The sequence below is a fragment of the Streptomyces sp. CNB091 genome, from assembly GCF_000377965.1.
Genome location: NZ_KB899013.1, coordinates 62,440 through 76,508, shown reverse-complemented (window position 1 = coordinate 76,508; position 14,069 = coordinate 62,440). Strand labels below are relative to the sequence as shown.

General features: G+C 71.0%; 11 protein-coding genes and 1 tRNA gene. 6 read left to right on the top strand and 6 right to left on the bottom strand.

What is annotated here, in order from left to right:
• Positions 1 to 93: 93 nt before the first annotated feature.
• Together D581_RS0132665 and D581_RS0132660 are read right to left on the bottom strand one after the other, a co-directional pair.
• Positions 94 to 2,628, bottom strand: coding sequence for an ABC transporter permease (locus D581_RS0132665; RefSeq protein ID WP_018961325.1), 2,535 nt, complete (start codon positions 2,626 to 2,628; stop codon positions 94 to 96).
• Positions 2,629 to 2,749: 121 nt separating this feature from the next.
• Positions 2,750 to 3,520: an ABC transporter ATP-binding protein gene (locus D581_RS0132660; RefSeq protein ID WP_018961324.1), complete on the bottom strand. Its 771-nt coding sequence runs from the start codon at positions 3,518 to 3,520 to the stop codon at positions 2,750 to 2,752.
• Between the two features lie 598 nt (positions 3,521 to 4,118).
• On the opposite strand from D581_RS0132660, the gene D581_RS0132655 reads away from it, so the two are divergent.
• The 3 genes from D581_RS0132655 (at position 4,119) to D581_RS0132645 (ending at position 6,196) form a co-directional block, all read left to right on the top strand.
• A tRNA-Leu gene (locus tag D581_RS0132655) sits at positions 4,119 to 4,201 on the top strand.
• A 654-nt stretch (positions 4,202 to 4,855) separates the two neighbouring features.
• Positions 4,856 to 5,737, top strand: a complete 882-nt coding sequence (locus tag D581_RS0132650) for a Bax inhibitor-1/YccA family protein (RefSeq protein ID WP_018961323.1) — start codon at positions 4,856 to 4,858, stop codon at positions 5,735 to 5,737.
• 141 nt (positions 5,738 to 5,878) lie between these two features.
• A complete protein-coding gene (locus D581_RS0132645; RefSeq protein WP_018961322.1) occupies positions 5,879 to 6,196 on the top strand; it encodes a hypothetical protein in 318 nt (105 codons plus the stop codon).
• A 27-nt stretch (positions 6,197 to 6,223) separates the two neighbouring features.
• Here the strand turns inward: D581_RS0132645 and D581_RS0132640 are convergent, their stop codons facing one another.
• The 3 genes from D581_RS0132640 to D581_RS0132630 all read right to left on the bottom strand — a co-directional run bounded on the left by D581_RS0132640 (position 6,224) and on the right by D581_RS0132630 (position 9,918).
• A complete protein-coding gene (locus D581_RS0132640; protein WP_486585907.1) occupies positions 6,224 to 7,090 on the bottom strand; it encodes a hypothetical protein in 867 nt (288 codons plus the stop codon).
• A 421-nt stretch (positions 7,091 to 7,511) separates the two neighbouring features.
• The gene (locus D581_RS0132635) at positions 7,512 to 8,732 is read right to left on the bottom strand and encodes an acetyl-CoA C-acetyltransferase (protein WP_018961320.1); all 1,221 of its coding nucleotides are present in this window, start codon (positions 8,730 to 8,732) and stop codon (positions 7,512 to 7,514) included.
• Between the two features lie 178 nt (positions 8,733 to 8,910).
• Positions 8,911 to 9,918, bottom strand: coding sequence for an SGNH/GDSL hydrolase family protein (locus D581_RS0132630; protein WP_018961319.1), 1,008 nt, complete (start codon positions 9,916 to 9,918; stop codon positions 8,911 to 8,913).
• A 159-nt stretch (positions 9,919 to 10,077) separates the two neighbouring features.
• Here D581_RS0132630 and D581_RS0132625 point away from each other — a divergent pair, with 159 nt between their 5' ends.
• Positions 10,078 to 11,484: a cystathionine beta-synthase gene (locus tag D581_RS0132625; protein ID WP_018961318.1), complete on the top strand. Its 1,407-nt coding sequence runs from the start codon at positions 10,078 to 10,080 to the stop codon at positions 11,482 to 11,484.
• A gap of 474 nt (positions 11,485 to 11,958) precedes the next feature.
• On the opposite strand, the gene D581_RS0132620 is transcribed toward D581_RS0132625, so the two are convergent.
• A complete protein-coding gene (locus D581_RS0132620; protein ID WP_018961317.1) occupies positions 11,959 to 12,375 on the bottom strand; it encodes a hypothetical protein in 417 nt (138 codons plus the stop codon).
• Between the two features lie 184 nt (positions 12,376 to 12,559).
• Here D581_RS0132620 and D581_RS0132615 point away from each other — a divergent pair, with 184 nt between their 5' ends.
• Positions 12,560 to 12,898 (top strand): hypothetical protein, encoded by a 339-nt coding sequence (locus tag D581_RS0132615; RefSeq protein ID WP_018961316.1) that lies wholly within the window; start codon positions 12,560 to 12,562, stop codon positions 12,896 to 12,898.
• Positions 12,899 to 13,036: 138 nt separating this feature from the next.
• Positions 13,037 to 13,882, top strand: a complete 846-nt coding sequence (locus D581_RS0132610) for a MurR/RpiR family transcriptional regulator (RefSeq protein ID WP_032753441.1) — start codon at positions 13,037 to 13,039, stop codon at positions 13,880 to 13,882.
• The last annotated feature ends 187 nt before the right edge of the window (positions 13,883 to 14,069 follow it).

Genomic DNA, 14,069 nt, shown 5'->3' with positions numbered 1-14,069 from the left:
TACCTGTCTCGTACGGCAATGGGTGAGGGGCCGGGGCACCGCTTTTTAGCGGTGCCCCGGCCCCTCACCCGTTGCCGTACCCCCGGGCCCGGGCTACTCGGTCTTGATCGCCGTCAGCATGTTGAGCTTCGCGGCGCTGCGGGCGGGCCACAGCGAGGCGAGGACGCCCACCAGGCCGGCGAGGAGCAGGAAGAGGCCGAGCCGGTCCCACGGGATGACCAGGGCGTAGCCGGGGATGTCGGCCGACAGCGTCCGGCCGATCGCCCAGCCGAGGAAGACCCCGAGGCCGACCCCGATCACCGCGCCGAAGAGCGAGATGACGACGGCCTCCAGACGGATCATCCGCTTGACGCGGCCCCGGTCGAGGCCGATCGCACGGAGCATGCCGATCTCCTGCTGCCGCTCGAACACCGACATCGCGAGGGTGTTGACGACCCCGAGGACCGCGATCAGCAGGGCCATGGCGAGCAGCCCGTACATGATGTTCAGGGCGGTGTTGATGAAGCCGCCGAACATGTCACGGATGTCCTGCCGGTCCATGACGTTCATCGCCGGGTTGTCGCCGAGCGCGTCCACGATCGACTGCTCGTTGGCCTTGCTCGCGCCGCCGTCCGCCTTGATCCAGATCTCGCGGATGTCGGGGCGGGAAGCCGCGCTGTGCTGGTCCGCGAGCTCCTTCGGGATGAGGAAGGGCGAGAGGAACTCGTTCTCCTCGTAGAGCGCCCCGATCTTCACCTCGCCCTTCTTCTCGTCGTCGAACGTCACCGGGAGGGTGTCGCCGGTCTTCCAGCCGTGGTTCTTGGCGGTCTTGGAGCCGACCGCGACCTGCCCGTCCTCGAGCGAGCCGAGCGAACCGGAGACGGTCGTCAGGGAGAAGACCTTCTCCACGTCGCCCGGGGTGACGCCGGAGGCCGAGTAGCCCCCGCCGTCGACCTCGAGCCAGGCCGCCTGCTGCGGGGAGAGCGCGGCGACGCCGTCGGCCTTCGCCAGTGCCTTGAGGGCGGACTGGTCGAGCGTGTCGCCGCTGGCCATCGTGACCATGTAGTCGGCCTTGATGTTGTCCGTGGTCATCTTGTCGATGGCCTGGCCGAGCGTGACGCCGAGCACTGAGATGCCGGTGACCAGGGTCAGCCCGATGGCCAGCGCGGAGGCGGTGGCTCCGGTACGCCGCGGGTTGCGGACCGCGTTCTGCGAGGCCAGCTTCCCGGAGACGCCGAACAGCTTCTTCAGCAACGGCCGGACCAGCGCGATGACCGGCCGCGACAGCAGCGGGATCAGGATGATGATGCCGATCAGCGCGAAGAACGCGCCGCCCGCGACCAGCTGCCTGCCGGACGTGCCGCCGGACGCCGCGCCGCCGACGATCCCCGCGGCGCCGAGCAGGGCTATCACGCCGCCGATGGAGTTCCGTACGACCAGGGACTTGGTGGAGGCGGTGGCGTGCACGCTGCTCATCGCGGCCACCGGGGCGATCCTCGCGGCCCGGCGGGCCGGCAGCCAGGCGGCCAGCACGGTGATCAGGACGCCGACGGCGAAGGCGGAGAGGACGGCGGTCGGCGAGACGATCAGCGGCCCGGCGGGGATCTTGCCGCCCAGGAGGCCCATCGCGGAGCGCAGGCCGGTGGCGAGGCCGAGACCGAGGGCGAAGCCGATGACGGAGGCGAGCGTGCCGACGACGGCCGCTTCCAGCAGCACCGAGCGCTTGATCTGGCGGCGGGTGGCTCCGATGGCCCGCATCAGGGCCAGTTCACGGGTCCGCTGGGCGATCAGCATGGTGAAGGTGTTGGCGATGAGGAAGACGCCGACGAACAGTGCGATGCCCGCGAAAGCCAGCAGCATGGCGTTGAGGTTGGACAGGCCGCTCTCGATGTCCTTCGCCTGCTGGTCCGCCAGCGCCTTGCCGGTCTGCGCGCTGGCGTCCTTCGGCAGGAGGGGCTCGATCGCGTCCAGCAGCTTCTGGTCGGAGACGCCGCCGACGGCGGAGACGGTGGCGTTCTGGAAGACGCCGGGCTTCAGGTAGAGCTTCTGGGCGGTCGCGGTGTCGAACAGCACGAGGCTGCCGCCCGCGTTGACCGCGCCGTCCTCGGTGGTGAAGATCCCCGAAAGCGTGTACTCCTTCACCGGGCCGTTGGTCGCGACCCGCACCGGGTCGCCGACGCGGTACTCGCCCTTGCTCGCGGTGTCCTTGTCGAGCGCGATCGTGCCGTTCTTCGCCGGGCCCGAGCCGTCGGTGAAGTCGTAGCTCGCGTCCTTGCCGTCCTTGCCGGGGGCGAAGTTCGCGCCGGTGTTGGACCAGCCGTTGCCGATCAGCTTGCCGTCGGGGTCGGCGACCCCGGCGAAGCCGTTGACCCGGCCGGTGGCGGCGGCCACGCCGTCCAGGCCCCGGATCTTCTCCAGGGTGGCCTCGTCGATGCCGGGGGTCTTCTCGTCGTGCCCGCCAGCGTACGTCTCCACGGCGACGGCGACGTTGTCGTAGCTCTTGGCGGACTGGTTGCGGAAGGCGTTGCCGAGGGTGTCGGTGAAGACCAGGGTGCCGGAGACGAACGCTACGCCGAGCATGACGGCGAGCACGGTCATCAGCAGCCTGGCCTTGTGCGCGAGCACATTGCGCAGGGCGGTACGGAACATGTCTGTGTGTCCTGGGATGGGTTCCGGAAGGGGGGCGGGGACGCGCGGGGGCGGCGGCCGGGGTACGGCGGGCGCCCGCGTCAGCCGGTGCGGCGGCCGTGTGGGCCGGCCGCCGACGGCGTCAGCTCGTGCGGCCCTTCGCGTCGAACGCCTTCATCCGGTCGAGGACCCCGTCGGCGGTCGGGTGCATCATCTGGTCGACGACCGCGCCGTCGGCGAGGAAGACGACCCGGTCCGCGTAGGAGGCGGCGACCGGGTCGTGCGTCACCATCACCACGGTCTGGCCCAGCTCGCGCACCGAGTTGCGCAGGAAGCCGAGGACCTCGGCGCCGGAGCGGGAGTCCAGGTTTCCGGTCGGCTCGTCACCGAAGATGATCTCGGGCTGCGAGGCCAGGGCGCGGGCCACGGCGACGCGCTGCTGCTGACCGCCGGAGAGCTCGGTCGGGCGGTGCTTCAGCCGGTCCGAGAGCCCGACCATGTCGATCACCTTCTGGAGCCACGCGGCGTCCGGCTTACGGCCCGCGATGTCCATCGGCAGGGTGATGTTCTCCAGCGCGGTGAGCGTCGGCAGCAGGTTGAACGCCTGGAAGATGAAGCCGATCTTGTCCCGGCGCAACTGCGTGAGCTGCTTGTCCTTCAGCGTGGAGAGCTCGGTCTCGCCGATGCGCACCGAACCGCTGCTGAAGCTGTCGAGTCCGGCGACGCAGTGCATCAGCGTCGACTTGCCGGAGCCCGAGGGGCCCATGATCGCGGTGAACTCGCCCTGCGGGAAGTCCACGGTCACCCGGTCCAGGGCGACGACCTGCGTCTCGCCCTCGCCGTAGACCTTCGACAGCTCCGTGGCGCGGGCAGCCACCGCGGTGGCGCGGTGAACGGTGGGGGTGGTGGTCACAGGGACACTCCTGGTTCGGGTGATGCGGACGCATGGGCCGTGCTGAGGCGGGCGCTGCCGCCATGCCGCGGGGGACTTGGACCCACCGGCGGGTCTTACTCCATCGTTACGTCCCGATCGGCCCCGGTCGTCACTCCCGATGCCCGTTCCCGTGGCCGTCTTGAGTCGCATCAAGGGCGTGGATCCGTCCTCCTCGGGTATGACATCGACCCTGACCGGAGGCGTGGCCACCGCTTCGTGATCACCCACCGTGAGTGCGGCCGGACGTGAGCGGGGAGCGGCCCCGGCGGTGGGCAGGCCCCTCCGGCTCCGCCCCGGCCCCGGGGCAGGGGCGGAGCCGGACCGGAGGGTGGCGGATGCCCTGGCGAAGCATGGCGCGGACCTGGCGCGTTGGGCCGTACGAGTGCGGCGACTTTCCGTCATTCCCGTGCGGTGCGCGGACTGCCCAAGATCGGCCGCAGGCGTGCGGTCAGCTTGGCCTGATGTCCTGACGGACCCTCAAGCGGTCAATAAAATAAGACAACATCGCGCCACGGTTCCGCTGATCGAGGGATGCCCCCGGCTAGGGTCGGTAGCCAAACGCGGAGTCGCGCGGCACGCCCGGATGGTGGAACGTAGACACGGCGAGCTTAAACCTCGCTGCCCCTCGGGGGCGTGCCGGTTCGAGTCCGGCTCCGGGCACTCTTTCGAATACGGCCAGTCACCAGCAGGAACGCTGCGCTACCCCTGGGTAGCCTTCTTGTTGCTGGCGCACGCCTGGCGTGCGGTGACTACGTTGCGTGCGTGGCATACGTGGATCCAGTGAAGAACAAGGTCGGAGAGACCACCAGCTGCCGGGTGCAGTGGCGGCTGGGCGGAGCCCGTGATGGCGACTGGCAAGGCGGGCGGTTCCTCGGCGTGACCTCTGCGGAGGTCTTCCGTGGCGCGGTGAGCGACAACGGTCAGCAGTGGCCCCCGGGCTGGGTGAAGGGCCAGGGGTGCATCGCCCCGGAGTCGGAGGATGAGGCGCCCGGGGGTGCGCCAAGCCGTGCGCCATCTGGCGCACGAGGACCCGACTGGCCCCCTCTGGCTTCCCCTGGATCGGTCTGGCTGGGCCTGGATCGGGGTGGGTTTTTGCAGGTGAGGGCGTTTTCGCTGGTCAGGGCGTCAGGGCGGAGCAGGTTCGAGTCCCGGTGCCCGGTCCGTGATTCCGGCCCCGCACGACAGCTCCCCCAAGCCCTCGGCGGGCATCACTCCACGGCTGCCGCAAAGATCCTCCCCTGGCACTAGGGTGATTCTTTTGCCTACCCATTACTCTTGTGGCAAGGCCACGCAGTGTGGCCATGGAGGAGTGAGATGAGGAGCAGCAACCCGGTCTTCTCGCGACGGGGGTTCAGCCGCGACAACGGCCACGCGGGCTTCAACGCGACGCCGCAGGCCGGGGCCCCCGCGACGGGCAACCCGTACGCGCAGGGCACCGCCGCCAACCCGTACGCCACCAACCCCTACGCGCAGACGGACATCCAGGGCGCCCCGCAGGCGCCCGCCCGTCCCGACGTGATGACCATCGACGACGTGGTGACGCGTACGGCGATGACGCTCGGCACCGTGATCGTCGCCGCGACCGCCGCATGGTGGACGCTGCCGGTCGACAAGGCGAACGTCGGCACGGCGATCGGCGTCGCCATCGGCGCCGCGATCATCGGCTTCGTGCTGTCGCTGGTGAACTCGTTCAAGCGCCGGCCCTCGCCGCCGCTGATCCTGACGTACGCGGCGTTCGAGGGTGTCTTCCTCGGCGTCATCAGCAACATCGTCAGTGTCTACTGGGCACCCGGCGCCGCGATGCAGGCGGTGATCGGCACCATGGCGGTCTTCGCCGGTGTGCTGATCGCCTACCGCACCGGACTGATCCGGGTCACGCGCCGCTTCTACGGCTTCGTGATGGCGGCCGCCATCGGCTTCACGCTGCTGATGATGGTCAACCTCCTGTTCGCCGTGTTCGGCGGCGGTGACGGCCTCGGCTTCCGCAGCGGTGCGCTCGGCATCATCTTCGGCATCGTGGCCATCGTCATCGGCGCGTGCATCCTCGCCCTGAACTTCAAGCAGGTCGAGGACGGCATCGCGTACGGCGCTCCGCGCGAGGAGTCCTGGCTGGCGGCCTTCGGCCTCACCGTGACCCTGGTGTGGATCTACATCGAGATGCTGCGCCTGGTCGCGATCCTCAGCGGCGACGACTGACCGGCCGCGGAGCACCCGTAACACCCGCAGTACCCGCGACACCGGAACGGCCCGCAGGCATCGTGCCTGCGGGCCGTTCCGCGTCTCCTGCCACCCCGGGGCGTTGGCAGCCGGGCGGGAGGGCCGCGTAGGGTCGGCCGGGTGCTCGATACGACGCCCCTGATCCTGGCCGTGGACCGTTTCGCCGACCGGCTGCGCTCGGCCCCGCAGAGCCGCCTCCAGCGCGGAACGGCCGCCGAGGCGCTGGCCGCGGCCCGCGAACTCGCCGGCCGGGCCCAGCGCCTGGAGGACCCGGACGCCGAGCCGCGTGAGCTGCCCGACGCCGGGGTGTTCGCCGTGGGCGACCAACTCGCCGTCGCCGGGCGGGACCTGGCCGTGGCACTGGAAACGGCCCCGTCCCAGAAGCTGGACGAGGCCGTGCGGTATGTCGGGGAAGCGGCGGCGCGGGCGTTCGCGTGATGCGTGTGCGGGGCCCGCGCCCGGCGGTCAGAGCGAGGCGATGACGCGGTCGGCGAGGATGTACACGTTGTCCTCGCCGCAGGAGAAGGTCAGCGCGTAGGCGCCCGAGACTCCCGAACCGCCCAGCAGCACCGGCTGCCGGCCCGCCCGCAGGGCGTCGGCGAGGCGCTCGGCGGTCTCGCGGTGACCGGGGGTCATGCAGAGCGTGGTGCCGTCGGCGAAGACGTACACGTCGAGCGTGCCCAGCGGGCCGGGCCGCACGTCGGTCAGCTCGGTCGCGGTGTCGGCCAGTTCCCCGAGCCGGTTCACCGTGCGCTCGTGGTCGGTGACCACCGGCGTCTGCACGGGGATGAAGTCCGGGTGCGAGGGGTGGCGGCGGCGGGCGGCGGCCAGCTCGGGGGAGTCCTCGGGGAACTCCGCGATCTCCGGGAGGTCGGTCAGCTCGCCGATCTCGTGCTCCGCGAGGGTCCGCTCGCTCAGCTCCGCGAGCTCTTCCATCGCCTCGGCCGCTTCGAGGTCCATCGACTCCAGGCCTGCGAAGTCGGCCTGCCGGGGCAGGTAGTACGGGGCGTCGTCGCCGAGGCCGGACAGGCCGCCCAGCAGGGACGGGGCGTCGGCGGCGTCACGGGCTTCCTGGGCGGCCCAGAAGGCGCGCGCCTCGGCCAGCTCGCGCTCGCGCTCCTCGGCGAGAGCCTCGGAGACGGCCGCGCGTATCTCCTCGGCGGGAGTGGCCGTACCGCGGCTCTGTGGTGGCACGGAAGCATGGAAGGCGTGACCGGCGGCCAGCTCCGTGCGCAGCGCCGCGACCTGCTTGCGCAGCCCGTGAGCGGCGTGCAGTCCGGCGGCGCCGACGGCCGTGGCAGCGGCGGTGGTCAGCAACAGGGCAAATGACATGGCGCTCACTGACATACTCCCGGTTTCTATCGATACCCCCGACTTCCTACATCAGCTTGACCTGTACCGGTACGTGCTGTCAGTGCATTACGTCACGAAATGGACAGGTCTTTCGGTCCGATGGTTAGCCCCATACCGGCGCTGACCTGCGGAAACAACTCTCCCCCGGGACGCAGATCACATCCTGGGGGAGATTCGGTCACGGTCGGGGCTCGGTGGGGTTAGCTCAGCCGCTCGTGCTGGTGGTCGCGCTGGGCTTCGCCTCCGCTGCGGGCAGGTGCCGCACTCGTATCTCGCGCGCCCCCTACCCTCCGCTGCACCTCAGCTCAGCCGCTCGTGTTGGTGGTCGCGCTGAGCTTCGCCTCCGCTGCGGGCAGGTGCCGCACTCGTATCTCGCGCGACCCCTACCCTCCGCTGCACCTCAGCTCAGCCGCTCGATCACCGTCGCCATGCCCTGGCCGCCGCCCACGCACATCGTCTCCAGGCCCCACTGCTTGTCGTGGAACTGGAGGCTGTTGATCAGCGTGCCGGTGATGCGGGCGCCGGTCATGCCGAAGGGGTGGCCGACGGCGATCGCGCCGCCGTTGACGTTGACCTTGTCCAGCGGCAGGCCGAGGTCCCGGTAGGAGGGGATGACCTGGGCCGCGAACGCCTCGTTGATCTCGGCGAGGTCGATGTCGTCGATGGTCAGGCCGGCCCGCTTCAGCGCCTGCTTGCTGGCCTCGACCGGGCCGTACCCCATGATCTCGGGGGAGAGACCGGAGACGCCGGTGGAGACGATCCGGGCCAGCGGGGTCAGGCCCAGCTCGCGCGCCTTGGTGTCGGACATGATCACCAGGGCCGCGGCGCCGTCGTTGAGCGGGCAGCAGTTGCCCGCGGTGACCAGACCGTCGGGGCGGAAGACCGGCTTCAGGCCCTGCACGCCCTCCAGGGTGACGCCCGCGCGCGGGCCGTCGTCCTTGGCGACCACGGTGCCGTCGGGGGTGGTGACCGGGGTGATCTCCCGCTCCCAGAAGCCGTTCTTCAGGGCTTCCTCGGCGAGGTTCTGCGACCGTACGCCGAACTCGTCCATCTCCTGGCGGGTGACGCCCTTGGACCGGGCCAGGTTCTCCGCCGTCTGCCCCATCGAGATGTACGCGTCCGGCACGAGGCCGTCCTCGCGCGGGTCGTGCCAGCTCGCGCCGGACTCCTCGGCGCGGGCGGCGGTGCGGGCCTCGGCGTCGGCGAACAGCGGGTTGTGCGTGTCCGGGAGGCTGTCGGAGTTGCCCTTGGCGAAGCGGGACACCATCTCGACGCCGGCCGAGATGAAGACGTCGCCCTCGCCCGCCTTGATCGCGTGCAGCGCCATGCGGCTCGTCTGCAACGAGGAGGAGCAGTAGCGGGTGACCGTACAGCCGGGAAGGTGGTCCATCCCCATCTGCACGGCGATGATGCGGCCGAGGTTGTTGCCCTGCTCGCCGCCGGGCAGACCGCAGCCCAGCATCAGGTCGTCGATGTCCTTCGGGTCCAGCTCCGGGACCTTGGCCAGCGCGGTCTGGATGATCGTGGCGGTCAGGTCGTCCGAGCGCAGGTCCTTGAGGGACCCCTTGAAGGCGCGGCCGATCGGCGAACGGGCGGCAGAGACGATCACGGCTTCGGGCATCACGCGGCTCCAAGGGGGCTGGAAGGCTGTGTGGACGGACGGAACTCCTCTGGAAGTTACCCGGACGTATCGTCGGGGTCACCCGGCAGGCCGTGTGATGCGGGACTCTTTTCTAAGCGCTTGCTCAGGATGTCCTGCCGCTTGTCCTGCCGAACTCCTGCCGGGTGGCGACGACCCCCTACGTGTGCCCGTGGGCGGCGTCCGGGTGCGGGTGCGGGTGCGGAGCGGGCTCCGTGGAGGCGGGCAGGCGCCGCCGCCGACGGTGCTTGAGGAGAGCCCAGGGAGCGCGCGCCCCCGTGACCTCCGTACCGGCCTCCCGGGCCGCCTGGGACGCGGCCTTCGCCACCGGGAGGATGTCCTCGCGGCGTGCGCCGTCCAGCCGGTCGGTCTCCGGCCACAGGCCCAGCACCGCGCACAGCGTGGGCAGCACCGCCATGGCCGCCGTGGCATAGCCCTCGGCGGAGGGGTGGTAGTTGTCCGGGCCGAACAGCTCGCGCGGGTTCGCCGCGAACTCCGGGCCCAGCAGATCGCCCAGCGACACCGTGCGCCCGCCCTGCTCCACCGCGCCGATGGTCTGCGCGGCCGCCAGCTGCCGGCTCACCCGCCGGGCCACCCAGCGCAACGGCTGGTAGACCGGCTCGATCGTGCCCAGGTCCGGGCAGGTCCCGACGACGACCTCCGCCCCCGCCGTCCGCAGCCTGCGCACCGCCGTCGTCAGACAGCGCACCGACTGGGTCGCGGGCATCCGGTGCGTGACGTCGTTCGCCCCGATCATGATCACGCAGACGTCCGGGACGCGTGCCGGGTCCGCCAGCAGCAGCGACACCTGCCGCTCCAGATCGTCCGACCTGGCCCCCGGCAGGGCCACGTTGCGCAGGTCCACCGGCCGCTCGGCCACCGCCGCGAGCCCCGAGGCCAGCAGCGCGCCCGGGGTCTGCCCGGCCCGCCGCACGCCCTGGCCCGCGGCCGTCGAGTCCCCGAGCATCCCGAGCCGCATCGCGTCGTTCGGCCCGGCGAACGCCACTCCGTACCGCCCGTCCGCGCTCGGCGGGACCGGAGCCGTACCGCCGCCCACCTGCCTCTTCGCGAGCTGGACCTCCGCCAGGAACACGCCCACGGCCGCCGCACCGATCAACCCGATGCTGCCACCGCCGTAGGCCGCGCCCGCCGCGATCCGCCGTGCCACCCTTGCTCTCGACACAGTCCGGTCCACCTCCTCCTCGCCGTACAGCCGTACACGTACCTACTTGCCCCGCTGGGGGCTCGGTGTACTCCTTCCCGTACGCGGAGTGCGTCCCGTACGCATACTCTGGGCCGGACCATCTCGGAGATCCCGGAGTACACGGTGCAATTCCACGATTCGATGATCAGTCTTGTCGGCAACACCCCGCTGGTGAGGCTGCGCAACGTCACGGCAGGCATCCAGGCGACGGTCCTGGCCAAGGTCGAGTACTTCAACCCCGGCGGGTCGGTGAAGGACCGCATCGCGCTGCGCATGATCGAGGCGGCCGAGCAGAGCGGTGAGCTGAAGCCCGGCGGCACGATCGTCGAGCCGACCAGCGGCAACACGGGCGTCGGCCTCGCCATCGTCGCCCAGCAGAAGGGCTACAAGTGCATCTTCGTCTGCCCGGACAAGGTGTCCACGGACAAGATCAACGTGCTGCGCGCGTACGGCGCGGAGGTCGTCGTCTGCCCCACCGCCGTTGACCCCGAGCACCCGGACTCGTACTACAACGTCTCCGACCGGCTGGTCACCGAGACGCCGGGCGCCTGGAAGCCCGACCAGTACTCCAACCCGAACAACCCGCGCTCGCACTACGAGACCACCGGTCCCGAGCTGTGGGAGCAGACGGAGGGGAAGATCACCCACTTCGTCGCGGGCGTCGGCACCGGCGGCACGATCAGCGGCACCGGGCGCTACCTCAAGGAGGTCAGCGAGGGCGCGGTCCAGGTCATCGGCGCGGACCCGGAGGGCTCGGTCTACTCCGGCGGCTCGGGGCGGCCGTATCTGGTCGAGGGCGTCGGCGAGGACTTCTGGCCCAGCGCGTACGACCGCACCGTGACCGACGAGATCGTCGCGGTGTCCGACAAGGACTCCTTCCAGATGACGCGGCGGCTCGCCAAGGAGGAGGGGCTGCTCGTCGGCGGCTCCTGCGGCATGGCGGTCGTCGGGGCTCTGGAGGTCGCCAGGCGGCTCGGCCCCGAGGACGTCGTCGTGGTGCTGCTCCCCGACAGCGGGCGCGGCTACCTGAGCAAGATCTTCAACGACGAGTGGATGGCCGACTACGGCTTCCTGGAGAACACCGGCGCCTCCGCCAACGTCGGCGCGGTCCTGGACTTCAAGGAGGGCCCGATGCCCTCGCTGGTCCACATGCACCCGGAGGAGACGGTCGGCGAGGCCATCGAGGTGCTCCGCGAGTACGGCGTCTCCCAGATGCCGATCGTGAAGCCGGGCGCCGGTCACCCGGACGTGATGGCCGCCGAGGTCATCGGATCGGTTGTGGAGCGGCAGCTGCTGGACGCGCTGTTCACCCAGCGCGCCTCGCTGACCGACCCGCTGGAGAAGCACATGTCGGCCCCGCTGCCGCAGGTCGGCTCCGGCGAACCGGTCGAGGACCTGATGGCCGTGCTCAGTGGCGCGGACGGCGCCGACGCGGCGATCGTGCTCGTCGAGGGCAAGCCCAAGGGCGTCGTGAGCAGGCAGGACCTGCTGGCGTTCCTCGCCAAGGACGCGGGCACCTCGAAGGCCTGACGGGCCGGAAGCAGGGGCCGGGCCGCGGTGTCTGACGGGTCGGCGGCGGGCCTTCGCGGAAGCGGCGGCCCTTCGCGAAAACGGTACGAGCGCGTCACGTCCGCGCAGCACCCGCTTAACACGGCTCCGGCACATTGGTGGGTGTCGGCAGGGAAATCCGCCGGCCCCCAGAACGGCGACACCGGACTACGGAGCGGCTCCCGGACCTCCACCGTCGCCCGGACGCGGGCAACCGGCCCTGACCCGGACCGCGTCCCTCGCGGGGACCGCCGTCGTCCCGCCCCCCGGGTGACCGGGGGTGCGGCGGTCCCCGCGACAGACTTCGCAGGCCCTGCAGGCCCTGCAGATCCCGCAGACGACCGCGTGGCCGGACTCCCCGTGGGTCCGGCCACGCGGTCATGCCCGGGCCTCGGCCGGGCTCCGGGCTCCGGGCTCCGGGAGGCTCGCGCCCGTCGTGGATGATCGTGGCGGCGCTCAGTCCCTCCAGTCGGACGGTGTGCGTTCCTCCCGGCGGCGGAACAGGCCGCCGCCCCGCGCCGCCTGGAACGCGTTGACGCCGACGATGCCGAGCCAGGCCACGACCAGCCCCTCGATCCCGGCGTTCGCGACGCCGATCGCGGACAGGGGGATGGCCAGGATCAGCGAGACGATCCCCAGACCGTGGCGCTCCCCGAAGCTCCACGGCTCCGCCGGACGCGCCCCCCGGGCGACGGACATCTGCTGCTCGGCGAGCTGACGGCGGACCCGGCGGTCGAGCGTGGTGTCGAGCCGCTGCTCGACCTTCTCCAGGAACGAGTCGATGAGCGCGGTCTCGTACTCCGCGCCCAGCTCGCCACGGGCCTGGAGGGTGGCGGCGAGCTCCTTTTTGAGCTCGTGGTCACGGGCTTCCATGACTACGACGGTACGGAGACCGAGGCGCGGTGGCAGTGGGGCTAACCCCCGGGTTTCGTGGGGCTAACCCCCCTCCGAGTCCTACCGGCCCACACGGCTTCGCCTTCGGCCGGTGGCCTACGCTGGAGGACTGCCTCAAGGCGAAAGGCCGGCGAGAGCGCTGACAGGGATGAAAGGCGACTCCATGCCGCAGGACGGCTCCTTGCCGCAGGACGGCTCCATGCCGCAGGACGGCTCCATGCCACAGGACGGCCTCGTTCCCCCCGGTCCGGACGAGGAATCCGCCTGCCGGGTGTGCGGACACGACGACGGCGACCTCTTCTGGGAAGACGGATGGCCCACAGCGCTCATCTGTGTGTGCTGCGGAAACGAGTCAGATGTGTCCGACACCAGCCTCATGGGGGTCCGGAACTACCGCGGCTACTGGACGGGGAGCGGTGCGGCATGGCACTCCCCCTCCCTCAAGCCCCGGGACTGGGACATCCTTGAGCAACTGGCCCGCATCCCAGCGGAATGGCGTTAGTCCGGGCTTCGGCTCTCGAAGCGGAACACCCCTCCCCGCCCGCCCCACCGCACTGCATATGGACATACAACGACCTTCCTGGCTGAATAGAACGGTCGGCGCCGGTCGTGGCGCGACGGATCCAGCAAGGGGACAGGCATGAGTGGGAGCAGCCCCGCCGCACGGTTGCAGCGGCTCTTCGAGGGCCACCGGCTCACGCCCACCCAGCGGCGTATCGCGCACTGCATGGTCCGCCGGGCCGCCGACGCGCCGTTCCTCTCCAGCGTCGAGCTGGCCGAACTGGCCGGGGTCAGCCAGCCCTCCGTCACCCGCTTCGCCGTCGCCCTCGGCTTCGACGGCTACCCGGCGCTGCGCAGGCACCTGCGCGAGGTCGCGCCCGCCGACGGGGAGCAGGACGACCCGGGGGAGACGTACAACGAGTACCAGCAGGCCGTCCGCGCCGAGATCGAGAACCTCCAGCACCTCTGTGACGTGCTCGCCGACCCCGCGCCCGTCGAGCGGGCCGGCCGGCTGCTCGCCGGCTCCAGGTCGCTGCCGGTGCTGGGGCTGCGCGCCGCCTCCTCGCAGGCGCGCGGCTTCGGCTACTTCGCCGCCAAGGTGCACCCCGACGTCCGGGTCCTCGACGAGGGCGGCAGCATGCTGCCCGACCGGATCGACTCCGCCCGGCGGGCCGGGGCCACCGTCCTGATGTGCTTCGCGCTGCCGCGCCACTCCAAGGAGAGCGTGGACGCGCTCGCGTACGCCCGGGACCAGGGGCTGACCGTGGTGACGGTCGCCGACTCCGCCTTCGCGCCCGTCGCCAAGCACAGCGATCTGCTGCTCCCGGCGGCGATCGGCTCCGGGCTCTCCTTCGACACCGTCTGCGCGCCGATGCTCCTCGGCCGGGTGCTGCTGGAGGCGATGTGCGACGGACTTCCCGACGCCCAGGCCCGGTTGGAGGAGTTCGACGCCCGGGCGGCGGCGCGCGGCCTGTTCGTGGAGTGAGGGCCCGCGCCAGGCCCTTCGCGGATTTCTCAGGCATCGCTCATCTGCGGCGGTTAATCTCCGCGCCCAGAAGCACCGCGGCATCGGCGGTGCGCGGGATCATGGATCGCGGAAACCGGGAACGCGGGTTCGCCGCATCGCGGCGTCGTGGAGTGAGAGGGGTACGGACGTGGGGCGCGGAGGGCAG

Coding starts and splice junctions, on each gene's coding strand:
- D581_RS0132665 (WP_018961325.1), bottom strand. CDS start 2,628: ATGTTCCGTACCGCCCTGCGCAATGTGCTCGCGCACAAGGCCAGGCTG.
- D581_RS0132650 (WP_018961323.1), top strand. CDS start 4,856: ATGAGGAGCAGCAACCCGGTCTTCTCGCGACGGGGGTTCAGCCGCGAC.
- D581_RS0132640 (WP_486585907.1), bottom strand. CDS start 7,090: ATGTCATTTGCCCTGTTGCTGACCACCGCCGCTGCCACGGCCGTCGGC.
- D581_RS0132635 (WP_018961320.1), bottom strand. CDS start 8,732: ATGCCCGAAGCCGTGATCGTCTCTGCCGCCCGTTCGCCGATCGGCCGC.
- D581_RS0132620 (WP_018961317.1), bottom strand. CDS start 12,375: ATGGAAGCCCGTGACCACGAGCTCAAAAAGGAGCTCGCCGCCACCCTC.
- D581_RS0132615 (WP_018961316.1), top strand. CDS start 12,560: ATGCCGCAGGACGGCTCCTTGCCGCAGGACGGCTCCATGCCGCAGGAC.
- D581_RS0132610 (WP_032753441.1), top strand. CDS start 13,037: ATGAGTGGGAGCAGCCCCGCCGCACGGTTGCAGCGGCTCTTCGAGGGC.